Below are 24,502 nucleotides of genomic sequence, written 5' to 3' on the forward strand. Positions count from 1 at the left end.
GCGCAAACCACCGCATCAACTACGATGCAAACCCTCGACCTCTAGATCAAAGTGCTACGAAAGCCGGGGGCAGCGCAGTTGCGTTCGCGCGGCGGCGGCCGTCATCGCCGTTTCTGCGGAATGACTCTGTGCCTTCGTCAGCGCGCCAATGAATTTTCGTCGGCCGGCGCGAAGGGTCGCCCGATCGGCGCTGCGTCGTGCCGGTCAAGCACGGCAGAATGCGACCAAAGGCCGGAACCGGCCGAGGCTGTGTGAAAACGCTTCGCCGTCGGCACTCATCTAAATAAAATCATGGCACCCGTTCTCAGCGAGGTGCCCATGAAGCGATTCATCGAAGGCGAGGATCGGCAGCAGGTTGCGCTGCTGCCGGAATGTTTGGATGACTATATCGGCGAAGACAACCCGGTGCGCGTCGTCGACGTCTTCGTCGAGGAATTGGATCTTCAAGCACTCGGCTTCAAAGGAGCAGATCCAGCCGCCACCGGCCGGCCCGCGTACCACCCCGCAGTGCTGCTCAAGCTCTACATCTATGGCTACCTGAACCGCATCCAGTCCAGCCGGCGCCTGGAACGCGAGGCTCAGCGCAACGTCGAGCTGATGTGGCTCACCGGCCGGCTCGCTCCGGACTTCAAGACCATCGCCGACTTCCGCCACAACAACGGCGTTGGCATCCGCAATGTCTGCAAGCGCTTCATCGCCATGTGCCGTGAACTCAAGCTGTTCACGCAGGCCATCGTTGCCATCGACGGCAGCAAGTTCAAGGCGGTGAACAGCCGGGACCGCAACGTCACGCCTGGGAAGATCGACAAGCGCCAGCAGCAAATCGAGCAGAGCATCCAGCGCTACCTCGACGCACTGGAGACGGCGGACCGTACACAACCCTCAGAGGTCGAAGCCAAGACCGAGCGACTGCAAGACAAGATCAGGAAGCTGCGCGATCAGATGCACCAGCTCGACGAAGCCAAGGAGCAGTTGAAGCACGAGCCTGATGGGCAGCGTTCAACCACCGATCCCGACGCGCGCTCGATGATCTCGCAGGCGAAGGGTTCTGGCTTGGTGGGCTACAACGTCCAGACGGCGGTCGATGCGAAGAACCACTTGATCGTGGCGCACGAGGTCACGAACGTCGGCAACGACCGCGCACAGCTCAACAGGATGGCGCGTGCTGCGCGCGAGGCGATGGACAAGCCCAGACTTCAAGCCTTCGCCGACCGGGGCTACTTCAATGGCACGGAACTCAAGGCCTGTGAGGACGACGGCATCACGGCCTTCGTGCCCAAGCCGATGACATCGAACGCCAAGGCCGCGGGTCGCTTCGACAAGACCGAATTCGTCTACATCGCGAAGGACGACGAATACCAATGCCCCGCGTGTCAACGCCGAAGTAAATCTGACCCACTTTCATCGTAGTCGCCGAAGTAAATCTGACCCACTCGGGTCCTTCTGCTTGCGCTGCTCGGGCGCGTAGGGCGAAGCCCGAAGCGGCCGAGCAGCGCGGCGTCGGTCATGCCGCCGCCATCCTCCTTGCTGCCTGGCCGGCCTTGCGCTTGTCCTTCAGCCTGAAGCTCTCGCCGGTGATCTGCACGATGTGGGCGTGGTGCAGCAATCGGTCAAGCATTGCCGCCGTCAGCGTCTGGTCGTCCGCGAAGGCGCCCGCCCACTGCGTGAACGGCAGGTTGCTCGTGAGCACCATCGAGCCGCGTTCGTATCGCTTGGCCACAACGTTGAAGAACAAGTTGGCCTCGTCCCGCCCGAAGGGCAAGTAGCCGATCTCGTCGACCACGAGCAGCTTGGGGCCGAGGACCGCCCGGTTGAAGTATTCCTTCAAACGGTTCTGTGCCTTGGCCGCTGCCAGCTGCATCATCAAGTCGGCCGCCGTGATGAAGCGCGCCTTATGCCCCGCCATGACGGCCCGCTGGCACAGCGCCAGCGCGATGTGCGTCTTGCCCACGCCGCTGGGCCCAAGCATCACCACGTTCTCGGCACGCTCGATGAAGGCCAGGTGGCCCAACTCGATGATCTGCGCCTTCGGTGCACCCCCCGGCTGTGCCCAATCGAACTGCTCGAGCGTCTTGATCGTCGGCATCGTTGCCAGGCGCATCAGCACCGTGCGCTTGCGCTCCTCCCTTGCCACTTGCTCGCTGGCCAGAACCTTTTCCAGGAAGTCGGCGAAGCTGGCGCCATCGCGTGCAGCATCCTGTGCAAGGGCGGGCCATTCGCTTCCCAGCCGTGCGAACTTCAGTTGCTCGCACAGCTCAGCAATGCGGTCGTGCTGCAGATCCATCACACCACCTCCAGCAGGGCGTCGTACACCGCCAGAGGATGCTGCAGGCTCTCCACTGGCAAGACCACGCGCTGGCGCACAGGTGCCGGCGCCTTAAGGGCTGGCGCGGCCAACATAACCGCGCGTTCCTCGGCCAGTCGCAACGCTGGCACCGCTTTGGTGGTGGCGTGTACGCGGGCGTTGGCGACTTCGTCGAGCCAGCGGCGCACGTGGACGTTGGCTAAGTGCGCGTCTAGTCGGAGGCCATTGGCTTCAAGCGTTGCCGCTAGCGGCACCAGGAAGCTTCCCTTGAGGTAGGAGTTGAATCGCTCGACCTTGCCCTTCGTCTTGGCGCGATAGGGGCGGCACAGCCGAGGCTTGAAGCCGCAGCTCTGCGCAAGCTCGCGCAGTTCGGCGTTCCAGCGATGTTGACCCTCGCCGTAAGCGTCACGCTCGATGACGACGGCCTTCGTGTTGTCGAAGAGCACGTGTTCGGGCACGCCGCCGAAGTAATCGAACGCCTCGCGCAGCCCTGTGCAGAGGGTGGCGACGTCCTCGCCCGAGCAGGCCACGAACTTCACGTAGCTCGCTCGGCTGTAGCCCAGGGTGGCGACCATCGCGAGCAACGGGTCGCGGCCACGGCGAACGTAGGTGAAGTCGGCCTGCATCTGCTGGCCTGGTGGCGTCTCGAACCGCACCAGCGGCTCAGGCTCGCTCTTCTTCAGTGGCGCCAGCCAGGCCTTGAGTTGGCTGATGCCGCCTGTGTAGCCGCGTTCCTGGATCTCGCGCAGCAGCACGGTGGCCGGAATCCATCTGGGCCTGGCTTGCCCGATACGTTCATGCAGATAGGTCTTGTAGTCGTCGAGCTTGCATGCACGCGGGTCACGCGGCCCGTACCGCTGCGCGGCCTCGTCTCGCAGGTACCTGCGCACTGTATTGCGCGAGCAATCCAACTGCCTCGCGATCGCTCTGACACTCTCGCCCCTTCGGGCCATCACTCGTATCTCCACTGCTTGCTCCTGAGTCAACATCAGCAGCCTCACAAAGGCTGCCATCGTGTCCCAGGTGGGTCACTTTTATTTCGGCGCAGTGGGTTAGTTTTACATCGGCGCTAACACCCGCGGGCGAACGAGCGATCTACAGGTTCAGCACGCTGGAGAAGAGCGACAACAAGCTGCACGTCTATTGGTCCAGTGCTTGCCCTGGTTGCGCCATGAGAGACCAGTGCACGACCAGCAGCTACCGCCGCATCCGACGCTGGGAACACGAAGCGGTGCTTGATCGGGTGCAGCAACGCCTTGACCGCAAGCCCGACGCCATGACCTTGCGACGACGCACCGTGGAGCACGTGTTCGGCACGCTGAAACACTGGATGGGATCAACCCACTTCCTGACCAGGACTCTGGCGCATGTGAGCACCGAGATGAGCTTGGATGTGCTGGCCTACAACCTCAAGCGGGTAATGAAGGTGCTGGGATTCGGCAGGACGATGAAGGCGATGCAATTGGCTGGGGCATGAGCCCTTGTAATCGCACTCCCGCCGAGTAAATCGGCCTGCCCTTGCGGCACTGGCCTGATGCCCGCGTTCTGTCTCTACTGCGCGTAGTCGAGCGGCCGACCTCGGCATACTCATGTGCCGAGTGCGTTTCCACACAGCCTCGGCCAAAGGCGGACGTCGGCGACAGACTGCTTTCGGCTAGGCGACCTGAGTACGAATTTTGTATAAGTCGCGAGCGTCTGAAGCAATAAAGCGTCTGGCAGGTTCGTCGGTTGTCCAGCCTGCTGTTTCTTGCTTAAGGTCAGGCCACGAGAGGTGAGAAGGCGCCGAGGTACGGTTTGATGGCGGCGACGACAGCGATGCGCGCATCAGTTCGCGCAAGGCGAACCACAAGCTCGACGAGCTCTCCTGCTTTTAGTCCCAATGCATTTCCGATCTGGTTCGGCAGAGACTTGCGGTTGTAGAGGCGCAGCAATCCTCGGTAATCTGTCGCATTGAGCACAGTCTGAAATTCCCCGTCGAACTGAGCGTACAGGGCAGAAATGTCGATGCCCTGGGCGAGTTGTTGCAAAGCGGAGGAGAGGGCAGGCACTCCACGGGCCGATGCATCAAAGCAATTGAGCTTGAATTTCACCTCCGCGATGACCCGCAAAGAGACCTGGGTGTCGAGTTCCGTTTTCAACTGCTTGAAGACCTGGGCGGCGGCCTGATTGAAATCGGCTTCGACGTCGCGAGCCAAGCGGGCGCTGACGAGTGCCAGAACCTCCTGTGTGCAGAAGAGGTTCTCAACCTCCGCAACGTCCAACGTGTAGATGTTGTCGGCCTGCAGCGATGCGATTTCTGGCGCCGTGCGCCGGTCACGATCGATGAGGCCGTAGACTTGCAGATGGTGAAGCTGAGTATTTGAACGCAAAGCTCGAACAGCTTGGATAACTTGGTCGCAGCTGCCGCGAGGGATGACCAAGAATCCTGCGAGTATCTCGCGGTAGAGCGAGACGTCGTGACTGCCATTCACACCCTCGACGAAGACAACAGGCTTTCGACTGCCGAGCACTTCAATCAAGAGATCGTCCGGGAGGTCGTCCTTGTCCTCGATGAGCTCCCAGTCCCAAGATGTTCCATCGAAAGACTTGAGCCAGACGCGCTGTGCGCCTTCCTGGGCTACGGCAAAGTCGACATCGTGAGTGAGGTACACGAACAGGCAATCGGGGCGCAGTCTCTCAATCTCGGCCCACAGAGGGGCTTGCACCGACTTGTGTAGGTGCAACTCGGGCTCGTCGATGACGACGATGCTGTCCCTGGGAGCGGCAAGACACTGCCCGATGAGATAGAAAATGACGCGTTCGCCATCGCTCATTTCAGATGAGTTGTAGATCTGGCTCGCGTCATCGCGGACTTGGGTCTGGATTCGTAATCCGCCGACCACGAGTTCGCGGTGAGGAAGAATCCGCTCCCATGTCTGCTTCACCTTGTCCATCCTAGTAGGCGGTGGCTCAATCTTGGTGGCTGATTGGCGCTGGGCGACCTTGTATTTGGCGTTCTCCTCAGTTTCATCTGAGAACAGAAAGACCATCAACTTCTGGTAGTCGTTTAGGAACGCCGTAGCAGGTTTGTCTTGCCATCGGAAGTACTTGTTTTGTTTCGCGTCTGGATTGCCGAAGATCAAGTCCTGCTCCGCTAGATCGATAGACATCGGCGTCGTCGTGTTGGGCATAGACAGCGACTTCTGCGCGGAGATTCTGAACACGCGGGCTTGGTCAGGCGAAGTCATGTCAAGCCAGGTTCCGAGGCGAGTTTTGCCTGAGCCATTGGCGCCAACAAAAAGCAGGTTCCGACTGGTCGTGATCTTCTGATCGGCTGCGCCGCGGCGCGGAAGGGTGATAGATCGCGTGACTGGAATGGTTGACATCGAATGTGCCGCGTTTAGGTTGATCGTCTAGGGCCGGCCAGCGCGAAGAGACCGCGGTTCGGTTCGCGGTTCGCGGCACAGTGCCTTCCTCGAGCGTAATCTATGCCCAGGGAGAATGGCCCCTGAGCCTTCCGGTGGCTTTGCCCCGACCAACTCGGGTGGACGAGTAGCGGCTGCTTTCGAGCAGCATGTTTCTTGACGCGAAGGGCTGCAGTGGGCCCAGCTGAGACATTGGGCCTCGCGCAAAGCAGCCGGTCGTGAGCCCACGGGTCGATGCAAAAGCGCGACACACGCGTGGATCCAATGGCTTGAAATCGAAACTTGCGAAAGTTCAACGGCGCGCTACGCGAAGGTCGGATGGCGCCAACTGCGCAATTGAAGGATGGTCCCCGGGGGTCAGACACTGAAGTCCATTGGTGTTCCGCAGCTTCGCCTTGTCCACCTAGCCGGGCACCTTTTCGAGTCCCTGCACGACCAGTGAAGTGAAAGGGTAGGGCTTGCGCATGCTGCGCGGTGCCGTCGCGCTCACTTCATCAACACCTTGAAGACGGCATCGAGGTTCTTGATCGCCGTCACGCCTAGTCGCTGCGGCTGGCCGGGAGCCCGCGGCCACGTCCGACGAAGGCATTACCAGCGAATACCGAGGCGCAGAAAAAGTCGCGAAAGTACGAAAAGAGGACCCACCCAGAGGTACTGGACGTCTTCGAAGAAGGAAGGTTTCCTGCCCTCGATCTTGTGCCCCACGAACTGGAAGACCCATGCCACCACGAAAATGCCGGCGGACAGCGGCGAAACAAGGTTTCCCATCGCGTGGACGGCCGCCAGCAGCAGGGCGGTGCCGCCCAGCATGGTCGCGAAGAAAACCGGTGAGCGCAGCGTGGCGTAGTAAACCAGGCTCGCCGCGACGAAACCGTACGCCACCCAGGCGTGCAGCGCGAACAGCAGCCCCACGAGGCTCAGCATGATGGCGGGGATCGCCACGTAGTGGATGAGTTCGTTGGTGGGATGCCGATGGCTCTCGCCATAGTGGGCCAGCAACCTGTCGACCTTGCGATCGGAACTGGCCATCGGGGCTTCGGCGGCGTGCGTCATGGGTCTCCGGATCGCCTGTCTGCGGCGAATCCCGCCATGGTGCACCCGTGCCCCTGCACTTGCAAGTGCTACTGGAACAATAGCAAATGGACGGCGCTGCCGCCGATTCTCAGCCGAGCAGCGCCTGCGCGAATTCGCGTGCGTTGAAGGTTTCGAGGTCTTCGAGCTTCTCGCCCACGCCGATGAAGTAGACCGGGATCGGCCGCTCGCGTGCAATGGCGCAGAGCACACCGCCCTTAGCCGTGCCGTCGAGCTTGGTCACGACCAGGCCCGTAAGGCCCAACGCCTCGTCGAAGGCCCTGACCTGCGCCAGCGCGTTCTGTCCGGTGTTGCCGTCGATCACCAGCAGCACCTCGTGCGGCGCGCTGGTGTCGGCCTTGGTGACGACGCGCTTGATCTTGCGGAGTTCGTCCATCAGGTGGATCTGCGTCGGCAGCCGGCCCGCGGTGTCGACCAGCACCACGTCCTTGCCGCGCGCCTTGCCCGCGGTAACGGCGTCGAAGCTCACGGCCGAGGGATCGCCGCCTTCCTGGCTCACGATTTCGACGGTGTTGCGGTCGGCCCAGACCAGCAGTTGCTCGCGCGCGGCGGCGCGAAAGGTGTCGGCCGCGGCCAGCAGCACCGACGCACCCTCGTTCGCGAGGTGCTTGGTGAGCTTGCCGATCGAGGTGGTCTTGCCGGCGCCGTTCACGCCCGCGACCATGATCACCGTCGGCGTGAACTGGCCGATGACGAGCGGCTTCTCGAGCGGGCGCAGCAGGTCGGCAATGGCGTCGGCCAGCAGCCGCTTCACTTGCGCTGCGTCGGTGGCCATCTGCCGCTTGACGCGGCCGCGCAGGTCGTCGAGCAGGTATTCGGTGGCCTTGACGCCGGCGTCTGCCATCAGCAGGGCCGATTCGAGCTCTTCGTACAGCGCCTCGTCGATCTGCGCGTTGACGAACACCGCCTGGATGCCGGTGCCGGTCTTGCGCAGGCCGGTCTTTAGCTTGTCGAGCCAGCCTTTGCGCTCGGCGGTGACGATGGCCTCTGCGACGGGTGCAGGCACCGGAGCCGGTACCGGGACTGGTGCGGGTGCGGGTGCAGGCACTGGGGCCGGGACTGGTGTCGGTGCAGGTGCAGGTGCAGGAACAGGGGCTGGTTCCGGAACTTGCACAGGAACTGGCACCGCGGGTGGCGGCGGGACTGGTGCCGGCTGCGGTTCCGGCTCGGCCACAGGCGCCGCCGGCTCCTCCACGGCAGGTTTCGAGCCGAACCAGCTCGAAGGAGAGAACACCGAACGCGCGGGGGGCGGCGCGGGCGCTGGCGGCGGCTCGGGCGCCGGCAACGGCTCGGCGGCCGGGGCATCGGTGGGTGGTTTTTTCTTGAAGAAACTGAACATCGGGCGCTTTTTACAATCCGACCCATTCTATGAAACACCCCTCGCCACGTCGTGTTGCGTCTGGTGCGGTGCTGGCGATGGCGCTTTCGGCGCTCTGGGCCATGCCTGCACTGGCGCAAAGCCCTCCGGTTTCCGCCGCCTCTCCCTCCAACGCCGCCGCCGCGGCATCCACTCCCCGGCAGTTCACCCTTGCCAACGGCATGACGCTGCTGGTGCAGCCCGATCGCCGCGCGCCCACGGCGGTGCAGATGCTGTGGGTCCGCGTCGGGTCCGTCGACGAGGTCGACGGCACCTCGGGCGTGGCGCATGTGCTCGAGCACATGATGTTCAAGGGCACCAAGGCGATCAAGCCGGGCGAGTTCTCGCGCCGGGTCGCGGCGCTGGGTGGGCAGGAGAATGCGTTCACCTCGCGCGACGCCACCGGCTACTACCAGCAGATTCCCGTGGAGAGCCTCGAGCAGATCATGAAGCTCGAGTCGGACCGCTTCGCCAACAACCAGTGGCCCGACGACGAGTTCAAGCGCGAGATCGAGGTGGTCAAGGAAGAGCGCCGCCTGCGCACCGAAGACCAGCCGCGCGCGCTGCTCGGCGAGCAGCAGAATGCGGCGGTCTTCATGGCCTCGCCCTACCACCGGCCCATCGTCGGCTGGATGAGCGACCTCGACGCGATGACGCCCGACGACGCGCGCGCGTTCTTCCGCCGCTGGTACGTGCCCGCCAATGCCGCCCTGGTGGTGGCCGGCGACGTCGACGTCGACAAGGTGCGCACGCTGGCCGAGAAGTACTACGGCAGCATCCCCGCGCGCGCCGTGCCCCCGCGCAAGCCGCGCACCGAACCCGAACAGCGCGGCATGCGGCGCATCGAGTTCAAGGCGCCGGCCGAGCAGGCCTACGTATCGCTCGCGTTCCGCATCCCGAAGCTCGAGGACATCGAGACCACCGACGGCGACGTGTGGTCGCTCGAGGTGTTGTCGGCCGTGCTCGACGGCTACACCGGCTCGCGGCTCGACCGCGCGCTGACGCAGGGCACCGATCGCGTGGCCGATTCCGTCGGGGCCTATTCGGGCCTGGTCGGCCGCGGGCCGCAGCTCTTCACGCTCGTGGGCGTGCCGGCACATGGCAAAACGCCCGAAGCGGTCGAGGCGGCGCTCCGGGCCGAAGTGGCGCGCGTCGCGAAAGACGGCGTGGGCGATGCCGAGCTCGCGCGCGTCAAGACGCAATGGGTGGCGAGCCAGACCTACAAGCGCGACTCGGTCATGGCGCAGGCGCGCGAACTCGGCAGCAATTGGGTGCAGGGCCTGCCGCTGGACGCCAGCGCGCAGATCATCGCGAAGCTGCAGGCCGTGACGCCTGCCCAGGTGCAGGCCGTGGCCGCAAAGTACTTCGGCGACGACCAGCTCACGGTCGCCACCCTGCGCCCGCTGCCGCTCGAAGCCAAACCCCGCGGCCGCGGCTTCGCGGCACCGCACGGCGAAATGCGCTGAAAGGCGTCGAACCCCGATGAACCGTATCAAGACTCTCCTGCGCACCGCGCTGTTCGGCGCCATTGCAGCCGTCGCAGCGATGAACGCCGCCCACGCGGCACTTCCGATCGAGCACTGGACGCTCCCGAGCGGCGCTCGGATTTACCTCGTCTCCACCCACGCGCTGCCGATCGTCGATGTGCAGATCGACTTCGACGCCGGTAGCCGGCGCGATCCGGCGGCGCAGGCCGGCCTTGCGAGCACGACCGCGACCATGGTCGAGAAGGGCGTGGCCGCCGGCCGCAACGGCGAGCCGGCGCTCGACGAAAACGCGCTCGGCGAGGCCTGGGCCGACCTGGGTGCGCAGTTCGACACCAGCGTCGGCAACGACCGGGCGAGCTATTCGCTGCGCACGCTGGCGGAGCCGGCCCTGCTCTCCAAGGCGGTGGCGCTCGCTGCGCGCGAGATCGGTGAGCCGGCCTTTCCCGACGATGTCTGGCGGCGCGAGCGCGAGCGCATCGGTGCGGCGCTGCGCGAGGCCAACACCAAGCCCGCGACCATCGCGGGCCGCGCGTTCTCGCAGGCCGTGTATGGCAGCCATCCTTACGGGCAAGAGGTCACCGAGGCCACGCTTGCGCGCATCGACACCGAAGCCATGCGCCAGCGCTACCGGCAACTCATCGTGCCGTGCCGCGCCAAGCTCAGCATCGTCGGCGCGGTGACGCGCGCCGAGGCCGAGGCCGTGGCCACCACCTTGCTCTCGCGGCTGCCCGGGCCCGAGGCCTGCACGCCGCTGCCCGCGATCGCGCCGGTCGAGGCGCTCGCAGCACCGAAGGACGAGCGCATCCCGTTCTCGTCGGCCCAGGCCCATGTGTTCATCGGCCAGCCCGGCTATCCGCGCAACGACCCGGACCATTTCGCGCTCACGCTCGGCAACTACGTGCTCGGTGGCGGCGGCTTCGTCTCGCGGCTGACCGACGAGGTGCGCGAGAAACGCGGCCTGGCCTACAGCGTCTACAGCGGCTTTGCGCCGGGACTCGGCGCGGGCGCGTTCCGCGTCGGCTTCCAGACGCGGCCCGACCAGGCCGAAGACGCGGTGAAGGTCGCGCGCGAGGTGCTGGCGAAGTTCGTGGCCGAGGGCCCGACCGCCAGTGAGCTGCAGGCCGCGAAGGACAACCTCATCGGCGGCTTTCCGCTGCTGCTCGACAGCAACCGCAAGCTCCTCGGTAACGTCGCCAACATCGCCTGGCACGATCTGCCGCTGGACTACCTCGACACCTGGACTGCGCGCATGAAAGCCGTCACGGCCGCCGACATTCGCGCCGCATTCACGCGCAAGCTGCAGCCCGCGCGCATGGTGACGGTGGTGGTGGGCGGCAGCCGCTGAAGAGGCCCGGCACGCGGCCCTTCAGCGCAGCGCGTGCGCGCCGCTGCGGGCCGCTTCACGCACCGCTGCCTTGAGACGCTCGAGCAGCGCCGGCGCCGCGCGCGCCTGTTGCCAGTAAAGCGGCACCTGCAGCGCCGAGCCGGGCACCAGCTCGACGAGCGCGCCGCTGCGCAGGGCATCGGCCACCATGCTGGCCGGATGCATGCCCCAGCCCATGCCGGCCAGTGCGGCGTCGACGAAGCCGTGCGCCGACGGGAGCCAATGCCGCGGCGTCTCGACGCTGCGGTGGCAGACGCGCCGCACCCAGCGCGCCTGCAGCCGGTCCTTGCGGTCGAACACCAGGCTCGGCGCATTCGCGAGTGTGCGCGCGCCCACGCCCTTGGCGAAGTGGCGGCTGACGAACTCGGGGCTTGCGGCCGCCACGTAGTGCATGGTGCCGAGCGGCTCGCTGTTGCAGCCGGCCACGGGCTGCGCGAGCGCGGTGACGGCCGCCAGCACGGCGCCGCTGCGCAGCCGCTCGGCGGTGTGGTCCTGGTCGTCCACGGTCAGGTCGAGCAGTGCCGATGCCTCCTGCCGCGCGAAGGCCGCGGCCGCCGCCATGAACCAGGTTGCCAGGCTGTCGGCGTTGACGGCCACGCGCACCGTGACGCGCTCTCCGGCTTTGCCGCCCATGCCGAGCGCGGGCAGGGCGTCGCGCAGTTCGTGCTCGAGCATGCCCACGCGCTCGACGTGGCGGCAGAGTTGCTGCCCGGCCTCGGTCGCGACACATGGCGCACCGCGCACCAGCAGCGCGCCGCCCGTGCGTTCTTCGAGCAGCTTCACGCGCTGGGAGACTGCCGAGGGCGTGACGTTCAGCGACCGCGCGGCGCGCTCGAAGCTGCCTTCGCGGACCACGGCGGCCAGGGCATGGAGGGCGGCGTAGTCGAGCATCGGTCGGGAGGGAGTTAGAAAAACTGAAGAAGGCTTAGGAAGTTTAGTTTGAATTAATCGGTGCACGGCGGCAAGCTCGGCGCCATGCCGTTCGAACAAGTCACTGCCGCCTTCGCCAACGGGCTCTTCCTGAGCCTTGCGCTCATCGTCGCCATCGGCGCGCAGAACGCCTATGTACTGCGCCAGGGTCTGCGGCGGGAGCATGTGAGCGCCGTGGTGGTGTTCTGCGCGGCGAGCGATGCGGTGCTGATTGCAGCAGGAGTGGCCGGCATGGCGCAGGCGCTGGAAGGCCGGCCGGCATTCGCCGCCGTGCTCGCGGGCCTTGGCGCGCTGTTCCTTGGCGGCTACGGGCTGCGCGCGCTCTGGCGCTCGCGGCACACGGGCGCGCTGCGCACGGTGGCAGAGGGGCTGCCGCTCTCGCGCGCCGCGGTGCTCGCACAGGCTGCGGGCTTCACCTTGCTGAATCCGCACGTGTACCTCGACACCGTGCTGCTCGTGGGCGGCACCGGGGCCCAGTACGCGGGCCCGCTCAAGGCGTGGTTCGTTGCGGGTTCGGCGCTCGCCAGCGCGCTGTGGTTCTCGGCACTCGGCTTCGGTGCGCGCCGGCTCTCGCCCGTGTTCGCGCGGCCGCGCGCCTGGCAGGTGCTCGACATGCTGATCGGCGGCACCATGCTGCTGCTGGCCGTGGCGTTGGCGCGGCGGGCGATCGCGGGTCTGTAGGGCGGCCCTGCGCGGCGCGTTAAGCTTGCCGCATGCCCCAGAAGAAGAAAGACGCCGCAGCCCCGCGCGCGCCCGCCCGATCGTCGCCAGCGCCTGCGCGGAAGTCCGCGCGGTCGCACGAGGTGCGGATCATCGGCGGCCAATGGAAGCGCACCCGCCTTGCCGTTGCCGACAAACCCGGCCTGCGACCCACGCCCGACCGGGTGCGCGAAACGCTGTTCAATTGGCTCGCGAGCCTGGTCGGTGTCGGCGGTGGCGAGCTGCCGGGCTGGCACTGCGTCGACGCCTTCGCCGGCACCGGTGCGCTCGGCTTCGAAGCGGCCTCGCGCGGCGCCGCGAGCGTGCTGCTGTGCGAACAGGATGCGGCGCTGGTGGCGCAGCTGCAGGCGACGAAGGCCAAGCTGTCGGCCGAGGCCGTGCGCATCGAGCGCGGCAACGGCGCCAGCGCGCTCGAGCGTGCGCCTGCTGGCACCCTTGACGCGGTGTTCCTCGACCCGCCGTTCGAGAGCACGGCGCTCTACGAACCCGCGCTGCGGGCCGCGGCGCGCGCGGTGAAAGCCGGCGGCGCGATCTACCTCGAGGCACCGCAGCGCTGGAGCGCCGAAGCGCTTGCCGCGCTCGGTCTCGTCGAATTTCGTTACCTGAAAGCGGGCGCGGTGCACGCGCACCTGCTGCGGCACGCCGCGCAGGCGGCTGCATAATCCGCCGACCAAGCCGCACCGGCTGCATGAGGAAAAAGCAACCATGGCCAGCAACGTGATCGCGGTTTATCCCGGCACCTTCGACCCCATCACCCTCGGCCACGAGGACGTGGTGCGGCGCGCAACCCAACTTTTTTCGAGTGTCATCGTCGCTGTCGCGGCGGGCCACCACAAGAAGACGCTGTTCTCGCTGCAGGAGCGCATCGGGATGGCGCGCGATGCGGTCGAGCCCTATGGCGGCATCGTCACCGTCGAGAGCTTTTCCGGCCTGCTGCGCGACTTTGTCGTGGCGCGCGGCGGCAAGGCCATGGTGCGCGGCCTGCGCGCGGTGACCGACTTCGACTACGAGTTCCAGCTCGCCGGCATGAACCGCTCGCTGATGCCCGACGTGGAGACCGTGTTCCTCACGCCGAGCGACAAGTACCAGTTCATCTCGAGCACATTCGTGCGCGAGATCGCGATGCTCGGCGGTGAAGTCCACAAGTTCGTCTCGGACGACGTGGAGAAGCAGCTCGCCGAGAAGGTCCGCAGCCTCGGGCGTGAATGAGCACCGCACCAAAGATGCGCCAGTGAGCAGTAGCCGATCGCCCGTACCGCGCCTGCATGCGCTGGGCGATGCGGCGCTGCTGTGCGAACTGCCCGCACCGGCCACCCTGGCGCAGCAGCAGCGCATCTGGGCGCTCGGCGCCGAGGTGCAGCAGTGGCCCGGCGTGGGCGAGGTGCTGCCGGGCATGAACAACCTCACGCTGACCTTCGATCCCACCGTGACGGCCATCGATGCGCTGATGGCGCGCGTGGCCGATGTGTGGCCCAGGCTCTCGGCCACTGCGGTGGAGGGCCGGACGGTGGAGATTCCCGTGGCCTACGGCGGCGAGCACGGGCCCGACCTGGCGGACGTCGCGGCGCACACGGGGCTCACGCCGGCCGAAGTGGTGCGGCGCCACAGCGGTGCCGACTATGTGGTCTACCTGCTCGGCTTTTTGCCGGGCTTTGCCTTCATGGGTGGGCTGCCGCCCGAGCTCGCCACGCCGCGCCGGGCCGAGCCGCGCACGGCGGTACCTGCACGCTCGGTCGGCATCGGCGGCGAGCAGACGGGCATCTACCCGCTGGTGTCGCCGGGCGGCTGGCAGCTGATCGGCCGCACCGCGCTCGAACTCTTCGACCCGTCGGCCGAGCCGCCCACGCTGCTGCGCCCGGGCGACCGCGTGCGCTTCATCGTCGAGAGCCTGCAGACATGATCGTCGTGCAGAAGCCGGGCATGCTCGCCTCGGTGCAGGACCTCGGGCGCCATGGGCACCGCCAGCTCGGCATCTGCCCCGGCGGCGCGCTCGACGTGCTCGCGCTCACGCTCGCGAACCGGCTGGTGGGCAATGCCGATGCCGCCGCAGGCCTCGAGATCACCATGGGCGGCTGCGAGATCCGCTTCGAATCCGACACGCGCATCGCGCTCGCGGGCGACGGCTTCGGTGCCAGGCTCGACGGCACGCCGCTGTGGCCATGCTGGAGCGTGCCGGTGGCAGCGGGCCAGACCTTGACCCTCGCGGGCGCCAATCCAGCCGGCGCGAAGAAGGCGGGCCTGCGCAGCTGGCTCGCGGTGGCCGGCGGCATCGACGTGCCGCCGGTGCTCGGCTCGCGCAGCACCGACCTGAAAGCCGGCTTCGGCGGCCACCAGGGCCGTGCGCTGCGCAAGGGCGACCGGCTCGGGCTCGGCGCCTCGCCGCTCACAGCCGCGCAGCGCGCGCGGCGCCCGTTCGGGTTGCGCGGCCCGGTGTGGGGCGACGACGAAGAAGAACAAGAGGGCACCGAAACCATCGCGCTGCGCGTGCTGCCGGGCCCGGAGTTCGACCAGTTCACCGCGGCCGCGCAGGCGTTGCTCTGGCGCGAGCGCTGGCGCATCACGCCGCAGAGCAACCGCATGGGCAGCCGGCTCGCAGGCGCCGAGCTCCAGCGCCAGCGCAACATCGACATGCTCTCGTCGGGCGTGATCCCCGGCACCATCCAGGTGCCGCCCTCGGGCCAGCCGATCATCCTGATGGGCGACGCGCAGACCACCGGCGGCTATCCGCGCATCGGCGTGGTGATCCGTGCCGACCTCTGGAAGCTCGCGCAGGCGCCACTTGCCGGCCGGCTGCGGCTGGTGCAGGTCGACCTGACCGCTGCGCTCGAAGCCTGGGCCGGCCAGCAGCGCTACCTCGCGCAGGTGGCGCAAGGGCTTGCGGCGGCGGGCTGGCCATCGTCGGCATAGACTGTGCGAGCGCAAGCGCATGGCCGGTGCCGTGGCGCCCCGCGCCTCGAAGCAAAGGAAGGGATCCCATGCAAATCGACCTGAATGCCGACCTCGGCGAAGGCGCGGGCAGCGACGAAGCGCTGCTCGGGCTTGTGAGTTCCGCCAACATCGCCTGCGGCTGGCATGCGGGCGATGCCAAGACCATGCAGCAGTGCGTGCGCTGGGCGTTGGCACACGGCGTGGCCATCGGCGCCCATCCGAGCTTTCCCGATCGCGAGAACTTCGGCCGCAGCACCATGCACCTGCCGCCCGACGAGATCGTCGCCAACGTGCTCTACCAGGTTGGCGCGCTGGCCGCGATCGTCAAGGCCGAGGGCGGCCGGCTCTCGCACGTCAAGGCGCACGGCCAGCTCTACAACCAGGCGGTGAAGGAACCCGAACTCGCCGACGCGCTGTGCGAGGCCGTGCGGCGCTTCGATCCCGCGCTGAAGTTCTTCGGCCTTGCGGGCAGCGGCATGATCGACGCCGCGCGGCGCGCCGGCCTGACCCCGGTCGAAGAAGTGTTCGCCGACCGCGGCTACATGCCCGACGGCAGCCTGGTGCCGCGCAGCCAGCCCGGGGCGCTGATCGAGGACGAGGAACAGTCGCTCGCGCAGACGCTCTCGCTGGTGCGCGACCGCAAGGTGACGGCCATCGACGGCAGCAGCGTGCCGGTCAATGCCCAGACGGTCTGCCTGCATGGCGACGGGGTCCATGCGCTGGCCTTTGCGCGCCGCATTCGCGAGCGGCTCGCGCAAGAGGGCATCGCCGTGCGCGCGGGATGAGACGCCCCCCGAAGCGCCTGCGGCGCCTCCCCCCACTGGGGGGCGCACCCAGTGGCCGGGCGGAGCCCGTTCCACGGGTGCGCTGGCTTGGACCCTGTTGCGTTTCATGTGCCGTACGTGTGCGCTGCGCGCAGTGAATCACTGAGGAGGCATCCGTGGCGCAGCGAAACAACGTCCTGCTGACCGGCTTCGATCCCTTCGACCGCGAAGCGCTGAATCCTTCCTGGGAGGCCGTGCACGCGCTCGACGGCTGGCAGTGCGGCCAGGCCACGGTGCATGCGCGGCGCATGCCCTGCGCGTTCGGCGCGGCCATCGAAGCGCTGGCGGCTGCGATGGACGAACTGCGCCCGCGCCTGGTGCTGTGCATTGGCCAGGCCGGCGGCCGTGCCGAGATCACGCCCGAGCGCGTGGCCATCAATGTCGACGACGGCCGCATCGCCGACAACGCCGGCCGCCAGCCGATCGACCTGCCGGTGGTGCCCGGCGCACCTGCGGCGTATTTCTCGACCCTGCCGATCAAGGCGATCGTGCGCGACCTGCGCGCGGCGGGCATTCCGGCCTCGGTATCGAACACCGCCGGCACCTTTGTCTGCAACCACCTCTTCTACGGCCTGATGCACCGCATCGCCACGCAGCCGGTGCCGGGGCTGCGCGGCGGGTTCATCCACATTCCGTACCTGCCCGAACAGGCGGCGCGCTTTCCCGGCGCGCCGAGCATGTCGCTCGCCACCATGGTCGCGGCGCTGCGCGTGGCGGTAGCGACCGCGCTGGCCGTGGAGCAGGACGTGCGCGAGACCGGCGGTCAGCTCCACTGAGCCAGCCACGCGGCGAGTGCCGCGTTGACGAACGCGGGCTTCTCCATCGTGAGCATGTGGCCGCACTGCGGCACCCACACCAACTGCGCATGCGGCACCAGCGCGGCCATCTCGCGCGTGCACTCGGGCGGTGTGAGCCGGTCGGTGTCGCCGCACATCAGCAGCACCGGCATGCGCAGCGAAGGCAGGTGCTGCCGCGCGTCGGGACGCCGCATGACCGCGCGGTTCTGGTGCACCAGCTGCTGCGCCCCGGCGTCGAGCACGATCTCCAGATAGCGCTGCACCAGCGCCTCGTCGGCCGCCTGCGCGGGATGGAAGGCGAACACGGTGTTGGGTTCGATCACGTCGCGCAGCTCGCCGCGCTCGAACAACGCGATCGCGCCCTGGCGCAGCTCGGCCATTTCGAGCGTCTCGGGCCGCGCGTTGGTGCCCAGGAGCGCCAGGCCTGCGATGCGTTCGGGCGCCTGGCGCGCGGCTTCCATTGCGACCATGCCGCCCATCGAGGCGCCGCAGAGCACGAGCGCCCCGTCGTTCTCGCGCAGCACGGCGGCGGCCATCGACTCGATGGTGTCGTGGCGCATATGGGCGTCGCTCACGCGCGCTGCGAGCACGGCGGGCAGGACCGGAAGCTGGGCTTCCCAGAGGCGCTCGTCGCAGGCGAGGCCGGGCAGCAGGACGAGTTGGGGCATGCGGCGGATTTTGCGCCATCGTCGCCCGTGTGTGCGCCGAGCGCGCCGGTGGCGGCGCCGCAACACACGGCGCGGCCGGCGGCCTGAACGTCACGCAGGCCATGGACAATGGACCTCCCATGCCCACCACCGCACCCGAAGCCGCCACTTCCACCGAATTCATCCTGATCCGCCACGGCGAAACCGCCTGGAACCGCGAACTGCGCTTCCAGGGCCATGCCGACGTGCCGCTCAACGACATCGGCCACGAGCAGGCGCGGCGCCTGGGCCTGCGGCTCGCGGGCGAAGTCGCGCAGCACCTCGTCAGCAGCGACCTGCTGCGCGCCCAGCAGACGGCGGCCCCGGCGGCGCTGCAGTTGTCGCTGCCGGTGGTCACGTCCGTCGGTCTGCGCGAGCAGCATTTCGGTGTCGTCGAAGGCATGCGGGCCGAGGAGATCCAGGCGCAGCATCCGGATGCCTGGGCGCAATGGCTGGAGTTCCGCGAGGACCATGCCATGCCGCAGGGCGAGTCGGCGCGCGAATTCCATGCGCGAATCGTCGCCGCGCTCGGCAGCCTTGCGGCCGCGCACCGCGGCCAGCGGGTGGTGGTGGTCACGCATGGCGGCGTGCTCGACATGGTGTGGCGCACCGCACGTGGGCAGAGCCTGAGCGGACCGCGCCAGAGCGACATACCGAACGCCGGCTTCAACCGCATCCGCATGGCCGATCCCGCGCGCCCCGACGCGATCGAGATCGTCGACTGGGCCGACACGCGGCATCTCGCCGACCTGCCGCCGCAGCCGGTCTACGACCAGACCCGGCACCTGGCCACGCGCTAAGGCGCGTTCAGCCGCAGTCGGCCAAAGCCGGCAGTCCGAGGCGCGCATACACCGCGCCTGACTGGCGTCGCAATCGCAGCGATTCCGGCTGGCCATTGCGCTGCTGCTGCAGGATCCCCTGCGCGGCCGTGAGCGTGGCGCGGCTGCCGGCGCGCACCAGCGCATCGAGGTACAGCTGCTCGAACAGGTCGCGCTGCGCATGGCTGCCGCCGATCTCGAGCAGGCGTGGCAGTGCACTGCCGAGGCCTTCGATCGCAGCCGCGAACTCCCCGCGTGCGTGGGCGAGCAGGCCGTGCGCCGCCGGCACGCACACCTGTGCCCAGGCCGTGCGCGTGGAAGGCGGCGCGCGCAGCGCATGCACCTCGATGCTGCCGAGCAGCGCATCGGCTTCAGTTCGGCCCGCGCGTGCGAGGCCGTAGAGGTACTGCAAGTCGAGAAAGGGCAGCACGTGGTCGGCCTGGCGCTGCAACAGGTGCGCCGCCACGTCGTGCCATCGCGCTCCCACGTCGATGCCCGCCAGTTCCAGCCGGGCGAGCAGCGAGACGGCGCCGATCTGGTCTTGCGAATAGTCCTTCGCCACGCCCCAGACCTCGCGGTCGTACAGCGCGAGCGCCTCGGCGTCGCGGTCGAGCTCGATGAGGAACAGCGCCACATGCCACCAGTTGTGCGTGACCATGAACGAGTTGAGCCCGGTCCAGGTGTCGGCCACGCCCTGCATGAAGGCCAGCCCCTCGGCGAGCCGGCCTTCGGTGAGCATCACATGCGCGAGTGCATGGTGCGCCCAGGGCTCCTTGCGGCACATGGCGATGGCGCGGCGTGCGCTCGCCTCGGCCTCGCGCATCAGGTGGCATTGCTCGTAGCCGAAGGCGGCCATGCCGTGCACCTGGGGCACGTCGGCCGCGGCGGGCAGCGCAGCGAGCGCGAGCCGCAGCATGCCGGGGCAGTCGCCGGTGTTGAAGCAATGGTATTGCCCGAGCTTCAGCGACACGAGGTCGCGCGGATGCGCGCGGGCCTGTTCTTCGTGCAGCGCGATGGCTTGTGCGATGTCGCCCTCGGCCCAGGCTTCGATGGCAGCGATGTAGCGCCGCTCGCGCGGCGTGGCGCGTGCCGAGCCGGCCGATGCACGCGCCAGGAAAGGGTGCGCATGCGCCGCGGCATCGCGCGATTCGGCGAACAGGTGCAGCGTGGCGCAGTAGGCCTGAACGATCGGGCTCATGTCGTGCTCGGCCAGTGCGAGCAGGTTGGCGGCGCGCGCCTCGGTCGCGACGAAGCCCATCACGAAGTCTTCGACCAGCGGCAGGCTCGCGGCATCGTCGAGCGTGAGCGGATTGCCGAAGCTGTCGGCGTGCGAGTGGGCGGTGGGCATGGCCGGATGGTGCCATGCCCCGCCTCAGCCTTCAAACGCCGGCCTGTTGGTGGCGGTATTCCTGCGTCTTGCCGCCGTAGCCATAGGCCGCGCCGCGCGCGTCGATCACGTGGATGTACGACACCTCGTGCAGATCGGGCCGCAGCCGCTGCATGGCGGCATGCACCTCGCGCAGGTAGCGCGCCTTCTCGGCCTTGGTGTTGGTCTCGTCGGTGACGCTGATGTCGAGATGGAACGCCGACCGACCCAGCGACGCCAGCGGCTGCCCGCCGATGAACCAGGCATCGGCCGGGATGTACTGCACCGTGATGGCGATCACCGGCAATTGCTTGCCGAGCACGCTCTGGGTCAGTTCGGCGACCGCATCGACGGTCTTGCGGGTGAGCTGGGCATCGGGCTCGCCCGAAAGGTGGACAACGATATGCGGCATCTGGAACTCCTTGGTTGATTCGATGGGTTCATTGTGGGCAGTCGCTGTTCATCGGAAAAGCGGGAAGATATGATGGTATCCATCGACAATGCCGATGGGTAGAAAAGATGCAGAACTTCGATCTCGAGCAGCTTCGGACGCTGGCCGCCGTGGTGGAGGCTGGCAGCCTCACGGCGGCCGCGCCACGCGTGTTCCTCTCGCAGTCGTCGGTCAGCGAGCAGATCCGCAAGCTCGAGGAGCGCGCGGGCCAGTCATTGCTCACGCGCAGCAAGGCGGGCGTGGCACCGACCGAGGCGGGGCTGCGGCTGCTGGGCTATGCGCGGCGCATCCTCGCGCTCAGCGACGAGGCCTTTCGCGACCTGCGCGGCGAGACCCTGCAGGGCGAGCTGCGGCTCGCCGTGACCGACTATTTCCGCCCCGGCGACCTCACGCGGCTGCTCGGCCGCCTCGGCGAGAGCTATCCGAAGGTGCGCCTGCACGTCAGCATCCTGAAGAGCGACGCGCTCCGGGCGGCCTATGCCGGCGGGGAGTTCGACGTGGCGCTCGGCATGCACATCGCCGGCACGCCCGCGGGTCCGGGGGCGGCGAAGCCACCGGTGATCCGGCGCGAATCGCTCGCATGGCTGGGCGCCACGGGCCTGCGGCGCGTGCGCGGCGAACCGCTGCGTCTGCTGGCGCTGCCGGACAATTGTTCGTTGCACCAGTTCACGGTGGCACTGCTGCGGCGGCGCCGCGTGCCCTATGTGCTGGCGCATGTGGCGTCGGGCGTGGCGGGGCTGCAGTCGGCATTGGCGGCGGGCCTTGGCGTGGCCTGCCTGAACGAATCGGCGGCTTGTGAGGGCGTGGCCCCGCTGGCGCCGCCGCACGGCCTGCCGGCCTTGCCGCGCGTCACGTTCCAGCTGCTGCCCGGCCGCCGGGGCGAGACTGCGTTCGTGACGCGGGCGCGCGAGATGCTCGCAAGCCAGCTTGCCTGACGGCGCTGCCGCTCAGCGCGCGGGCGGCAGCGGCCAGGGCCGCTGGGCATCGCAGACCTGCTCGAACGCACGCGACACGCGCAGCACGCCGAGGTCGTCGAAGCGATGGCCGGCAATCTGAAGGCCGATCGGCAGCCCGCTCGCCGCGTAGCCGCAGTTCACCGACGACGCCGGCTGCTCCGACATGTTGAACGGCACCGTGAAGCCGATGTGTTCGAGCGGCCGCAGCGGGTCGTTGGTGGGCGAGGGCGCTTCCGCGGCCGCGGGCATGTTCGGCGACACCGGCGAGATCACGTAGTCGAAGCGCGCACAGGCCTGCACCGCGGCGACGCGCGTTGCATGGAACTGGCTGAAGCCGCGAAACACATGCTCCCCGCTGAACTCGGCGGCGCTCTCGGCCCATTCGCGAATGTAGGGCAGCACCTTGGCGCGCTGGTCGGCGCGCAGGGCCTTCATGTCCACGAGCGAGCGCATGCGCCAGAAATGGTCCATGCCGTCGAGCATCGCCTGCGACATGAACGGCTGCATCGGCTCGACGATGGCACCGGCATTTTCAAACAGCCGCGCCGCATGCTCGACCGCCGCCTGGATCTCGGGGTCGACGGCCAGCCCGCATCCGGCATCGAGCAGCAGCCCGACATGCAGGCCGCGCAGATGGTCGGGCGAGACGTCGAAGGCGGCCCAGTCGACGGCTTCGGGCGGAAGACTCATGCTGTCGCGTGCGTCGGGACGCGAGAGCACCTGCATCATCAGTGCCGCGTCGCCGACGCTGCGGGTCATGGGCCCTGCGGCCCGGCCCATGTACGGCGGGTCGATCGGAATGCGACCGAGGCTGGGCTTGAGTGTGAAGATGCCGCACCAGCTGGCCGGCAGGCGCAGCGAGCCGCCGATGTCGGTGCCCAGATGCAGCGGACCGTAGCCGGCGGCCGCCGCGGCGCCGGCGCCGGCGCTCGAACCGCCCGGCGTGCTGCCGAGGTCCCACGGGTTGCGCGCGAGCGTGTGGAAGCTCGACAGCCCCGAGGACAGCATGCCGTAGTCCGGCATGGTGGTCTTGCTCACGATCACCGCGCCGGCTTCCTTGAGCCGCGCGGCTGGCGGTGCGTCGGCGGCTGCGGGCTGCAGGTCGGTGGCGGCCGTGCCGGCCGGCATCGGGTCGCCGCGCGTCGCGATGTTTTCCTTGATGGTGGCTGGCACGCCATCGAGCGGCCCGAGTGGCTCGCCACGCAGCCAGCGCGACTCGGAGGCGCGCGCCTGTTCGAGCGCCGCCTCGGGGCGGAACAGCCAGGTCGCCTGCAGATGCGGCTCCCAGCGCTCGATGTGGGCGATCACGGCCTGCGTGACCTCGACCGGTGACAGCGCCTTGCCGCGGTAGGCGGCGGAGAGTTCCTGTGCCGAGAGTTCGTTCAACCGGGAAGAGCGGGAAGCCACGCCGGTGCTCATCCCCACGACAGCGCCGAAAGGTCGTTGACGAAGATCGGGTTCTCCTTCCAGAGCCCCTTCACGTTCTTCTTGGCCACGGTCGGGAACTGCGGCTGGTACAGGAAGCCGTTGACCGCGTCGGCGGCCAGCATCTTCTGCGCCTCGCCGAGCAGCTTGTTGCGCTCCGCCGCATTGCCGGTGCTCTTGATCTTGTCGAACAGCGCATTGAAGGCCTTCGACTGGTAGCCCCAGTAGTAGTCGGCCTTGGCATAGTTGCCGAGGTCGAAGGGCTCGACGTGCGAGACGATCGAGAGGTCGTAGTCCTTGTTGCCGTAGGTGCCGCTGAGCCACTGGGCCCACTCGACGTTCTGCACCTTGACGCGAATGCCGACCTTGGCGAGCTGCGCCACGATCACTTCGCCGCCCTGGCGCGCATACGGCGGCGGCGGCAGGGTCAAGGTGAGTTCGAGCGGCGTCTTCACGCCCGCTTCGGCGAGCAGCTTCTTGGCCTTTTCCACGTCGTGCGGGTTCACGCCGGTGGTGTCGACGTAGCCCGCCGCGCCGGGCACGTAGTGGCTGCCGATCGGCACGCCGAAACCATCGGCCGCGCCTTCGATCACGGCCTTGCGGTCGATCGCCGCCAGGATCGCGCGGCGCACGCGCACGTCGTCGAGCGGCTTCCTGGCATTGTTGATCGACAGGATGGTCTTGGCGCGCGAGCCCGCGAGGATGGTCTGGAACTGCGGGTTCATCTTGAACTGCGGCACCACGCGCGTGCCGATGCGGGTGAACACGTCGACGTCGCCGGCCAGCAGCGCGGCCGCCTGCGCCGCGGCGTCGGCGATGAAGCGGAAGGTCACCTTGTTGATCTTCGCAGTGGCGGGGCTGCGGAAGCCTTCCCATTTGCTCAGAGTGACCGTTGAACCCCGGGCCCAGTTGTCGAGCTTGTAGGGGCCGGTGCCCACGGGCTTGGTGGCATTGGCGTCAGCGCTCTTGGGCTCGACGATGACCGAGGTGGCCTGGCCCAGCACGAAGGGCAGGTCGGGGTCGATCTCCTTGTTGATGACGACCACCGTGTGCTCGTCGACCGCCTGGGTGCTCAGGTTCTGGAACGTGCGCTTGTCCTTGTTGGTGCTCTTCTCGCCGCCGGCGCGGTCGAACGAGAACTTCACGCTGCTCGCATTGAACGGCTCGCCGTTCTGGAACTTGACGCCGCGCCGCAGCTTGAAAGTGTAGGTCTTGAGGTCGGGCGACACCTCCCAGCTCTCGGCCAGCAGCGGGGTGACGCTGCCGTCGACGTTGATCTTGGTCAGCGTCTCGAGGATGTTGTAGTGCACGATCTCCGCGATCGCGGCTGCGGCCCCGGCGGTCGGGTCGAGGCCCGGCGGCTCGAGCGCCATGCCGATCACGATGGCGTCCTTCCGTCCCTGCGCCATGCCGGCAACGGGGGAGGCCAGCGCCACGGTGGCGCCAGCGGTGGCAAGGAGGGTGCGACGGTTCAACATACGTTGTGATCTCCGGAATGACGATGAAATGCACGCAGCACGAAAGATGCCAGGCGCGGCGGGCTCATTCTCTCGCAGCGAAGGCGAAGCCGAT

22 protein-coding genes and 2 pseudogenes are annotated in these 24,502 nt (G+C 67.7%); 13 read left to right on the top strand and 11 right to left on the bottom strand.

Going from position 1 to position 24,502, the window contains the following annotated elements:
• Positions 1 to 318 precede the first annotated feature (318 nt).
• A pseudogene (locus AC3A6R_RS22535) lies at positions 319 to 1,380 on the top strand (IS1182 family transposase); the annotation flags it as partial.
• 124 nt (positions 1,381 to 1,504) lie between these two features.
• Here the strand turns inward: AC3A6R_RS22535 and istB are convergent.
• Both istB and istA read right to left on the bottom strand, forming a co-directional pair.
• Positions 1,505 to 2,284, bottom strand: a complete 780-nt coding sequence (gene istB, locus AC3A6R_RS22540; protein WP_487865635.1) for an IS21-like element helper ATPase IstB — start codon at positions 2,282 to 2,284, stop codon at positions 1,505 to 1,507.
• Positions 2,284 to 3,294: an IS21 family transposase gene (istA, locus tag AC3A6R_RS22545; protein WP_487865700.1), complete on the bottom strand. Its 1,011-nt coding sequence runs from the start codon at positions 3,292 to 3,294 to the stop codon at positions 2,284 to 2,286. The genes istB and istA overlap by 1 nt, the downstream gene beginning before the upstream one ends.
• A gap of 86 nt (positions 3,295 to 3,380) precedes the next feature.
• Here istA and AC3A6R_RS22550 point away from each other — a divergent pair.
• A pseudogene (locus tag AC3A6R_RS22550) lies at positions 3,381 to 3,782 on the top strand (transposase); the annotation flags it as partial.
• A gap of 280 nt (positions 3,783 to 4,062) precedes the next feature.
• Here the strand turns inward: AC3A6R_RS22550 and AC3A6R_RS22555 are convergent.
• From AC3A6R_RS22555 to ftsY, 3 genes are all read right to left on the bottom strand, one after another.
• The gene (locus tag AC3A6R_RS22555) at positions 4,063 to 5,670 is read right to left on the bottom strand and encodes a DUF4435 domain-containing protein (RefSeq protein WP_487865636.1); all 1,608 of its coding nucleotides are present in this window, start codon (positions 5,668 to 5,670) and stop codon (positions 4,063 to 4,065) included.
• Between the two features lie 627 nt (positions 5,671 to 6,297).
• Complete coding sequence (locus tag AC3A6R_RS22560; RefSeq protein ID WP_487865637.1) at positions 6,298 to 6,762, bottom strand: Mpo1 family 2-hydroxy fatty acid dioxygenase; 465 nt, start codon at positions 6,760 to 6,762, stop codon at positions 6,298 to 6,300.
• A gap of 109 nt (positions 6,763 to 6,871) precedes the next feature.
• Positions 6,872 to 8,140, bottom strand: a complete 1,269-nt coding sequence (ftsY, locus tag AC3A6R_RS22565; RefSeq protein WP_487865638.1) for a signal recognition particle-docking protein FtsY — start codon at positions 8,138 to 8,140, stop codon at positions 6,872 to 6,874.
• A 29-nt stretch (positions 8,141 to 8,169) separates the two neighbouring features.
• Between ftsY and AC3A6R_RS22570 the strand changes: the two genes are divergently transcribed.
• Both AC3A6R_RS22570 and AC3A6R_RS22575 read left to right on the top strand, forming a co-directional pair.
• Positions 8,170 to 9,624 carry a M16 family metallopeptidase gene (locus AC3A6R_RS22570; protein ID WP_487865639.1) on the top strand — a complete coding sequence of 485 codons (1,455 nt, stop codon included), beginning with the start codon at positions 8,170 to 8,172 and terminating at the stop codon, positions 9,622 to 9,624.
• Between the two features lie 16 nt (positions 9,625 to 9,640).
• Complete coding sequence (locus AC3A6R_RS22575; protein ID WP_487865640.1) at positions 9,641 to 10,990, top strand: M16 family metallopeptidase; 1,350 nt, start codon at positions 9,641 to 9,643, stop codon at positions 10,988 to 10,990.
• Positions 10,991 to 11,011: 21 nt separating this feature from the next.
• Here AC3A6R_RS22575 and AC3A6R_RS22580 read toward each other — a convergent pair whose 3' ends face one another.
• Positions 11,012 to 11,920 carry a LysR family transcriptional regulator ArgP gene (locus AC3A6R_RS22580; protein ID WP_487862886.1) on the bottom strand — a complete coding sequence of 303 codons (909 nt, stop codon included), beginning with the start codon at positions 11,918 to 11,920 and terminating at the stop codon, positions 11,012 to 11,014.
• Positions 11,921 to 12,004: 84 nt separating this feature from the next.
• Between AC3A6R_RS22580 and AC3A6R_RS22585 the strand changes: the two genes are divergently transcribed.
• From AC3A6R_RS22585 to pcp, 7 genes are all read left to right on the top strand, one after another.
• Complete coding sequence (locus AC3A6R_RS22585; RefSeq protein WP_487862887.1) at positions 12,005 to 12,640, top strand: LysE/ArgO family amino acid transporter; 636 nt, start codon at positions 12,005 to 12,007, stop codon at positions 12,638 to 12,640.
• A gap of 32 nt (positions 12,641 to 12,672) precedes the next feature.
• Positions 12,673 to 13,341, top strand: a complete 669-nt coding sequence (locus tag AC3A6R_RS22590) for an RsmD family RNA methyltransferase (RefSeq protein WP_487865641.1) — start codon at positions 12,673 to 12,675, stop codon at positions 13,339 to 13,341.
• Positions 13,342 to 13,384: 43 nt separating this feature from the next.
• Positions 13,385 to 13,888: a pantetheine-phosphate adenylyltransferase gene (coaD, locus tag AC3A6R_RS22595; RefSeq protein WP_487862889.1), complete on the top strand. Its 504-nt coding sequence runs from the start codon at positions 13,385 to 13,387 to the stop codon at positions 13,886 to 13,888.
• Positions 13,889 to 13,910: 22 nt separating this feature from the next.
• The gene (gene pxpB / locus AC3A6R_RS22600) at positions 13,911 to 14,579 is read left to right on the top strand and encodes a 5-oxoprolinase subunit PxpB (protein WP_487865642.1); all 669 of its coding nucleotides are present in this window, start codon (positions 13,911 to 13,913) and stop codon (positions 14,577 to 14,579) included.
• Positions 14,576 to 15,586, top strand: coding sequence for a 5-oxoprolinase subunit C family protein (locus AC3A6R_RS22605; RefSeq protein WP_487865643.1), 1,011 nt, complete (start codon positions 14,576 to 14,578; stop codon positions 15,584 to 15,586). The genes pxpB and AC3A6R_RS22605 overlap by 4 nt, the downstream gene beginning before the upstream one ends.
• 68 nt (positions 15,587 to 15,654) lie before the next feature.
• Positions 15,655 to 16,392, top strand: coding sequence for a 5-oxoprolinase subunit PxpA (gene pxpA / locus AC3A6R_RS22610; RefSeq protein ID WP_487865644.1), 738 nt, complete (start codon positions 15,655 to 15,657; stop codon positions 16,390 to 16,392).
• Between the two features lie 155 nt (positions 16,393 to 16,547).
• On the top strand, positions 16,548 to 17,207 hold the full coding sequence (gene pcp / locus AC3A6R_RS22615) for a pyroglutamyl-peptidase I (RefSeq protein WP_487865645.1): 660 nt from the start codon (positions 16,548 to 16,550) through the stop codon (positions 17,205 to 17,207).
• On the opposite strand, the gene AC3A6R_RS22620 is transcribed toward pcp, so the two are convergent.
• Positions 17,195 to 17,896 carry an alpha/beta fold hydrolase gene (locus AC3A6R_RS22620; RefSeq protein WP_487865646.1) on the bottom strand — a complete coding sequence of 234 codons (702 nt, stop codon included), beginning with the start codon at positions 17,894 to 17,896 and terminating at the stop codon, positions 17,195 to 17,197. The genes pcp and AC3A6R_RS22620 overlap by 13 nt on opposite strands.
• Before the next feature lie 119 nt (positions 17,897 to 18,015).
• Here AC3A6R_RS22620 and AC3A6R_RS22625 point away from each other — a divergent pair, with 119 nt between their 5' ends.
• Positions 18,016 to 18,714: a histidine phosphatase family protein gene (locus AC3A6R_RS22625; protein ID WP_487862894.1), complete on the top strand. Its 699-nt coding sequence runs from the start codon at positions 18,016 to 18,018 to the stop codon at positions 18,712 to 18,714.
• Between the two features lie 7 nt (positions 18,715 to 18,721).
• Here AC3A6R_RS22625 and AC3A6R_RS22630 read toward each other — a convergent pair whose 3' ends face one another.
• A complete protein-coding gene (locus tag AC3A6R_RS22630; RefSeq protein ID WP_487865647.1) occupies positions 18,722 to 20,080 on the bottom strand; it encodes a tetratricopeptide repeat protein in 1,359 nt (452 codons plus the stop codon).
• A 31-nt stretch (positions 20,081 to 20,111) separates the two neighbouring features.
• Positions 20,112 to 20,510: a tautomerase family protein gene (locus AC3A6R_RS22635; protein ID WP_487862896.1), complete on the bottom strand. Its 399-nt coding sequence runs from the start codon at positions 20,508 to 20,510 to the stop codon at positions 20,112 to 20,114.
• Positions 20,511 to 20,617: 107 nt separating this feature from the next.
• On the opposite strand from AC3A6R_RS22635, the gene AC3A6R_RS22640 reads away from it, so the two are divergent.
• A complete protein-coding gene (locus tag AC3A6R_RS22640) occupies positions 20,618 to 21,484 on the top strand; it encodes a LysR family transcriptional regulator (RefSeq protein ID WP_487862897.1) in 867 nt (288 codons plus the stop codon).
• Between the two features lie 12 nt (positions 21,485 to 21,496).
• Here AC3A6R_RS22640 and AC3A6R_RS22645 read toward each other — a convergent pair whose 3' ends face one another.
• On the bottom strand, positions 21,497 to 22,924 hold the full coding sequence (locus AC3A6R_RS22645) for an amidase (protein ID WP_487865648.1): 1,428 nt from the start codon (positions 22,922 to 22,924) through the stop codon (positions 21,497 to 21,499).
• Positions 22,921 to 24,408 carry an ABC transporter substrate-binding protein gene (locus tag AC3A6R_RS22650; protein WP_487865649.1) on the bottom strand — a complete coding sequence of 496 codons (1,488 nt, stop codon included), beginning with the start codon at positions 24,406 to 24,408 and terminating at the stop codon, positions 22,921 to 22,923. The genes AC3A6R_RS22645 and AC3A6R_RS22650 overlap by 4 nt, the downstream gene beginning before the upstream one ends.
• Between the last annotated feature and the right edge of the window lie 94 nt (positions 24,409 to 24,502).

The organism is Variovorax sp. Soil_C_19, assembly GCF_057657255.1.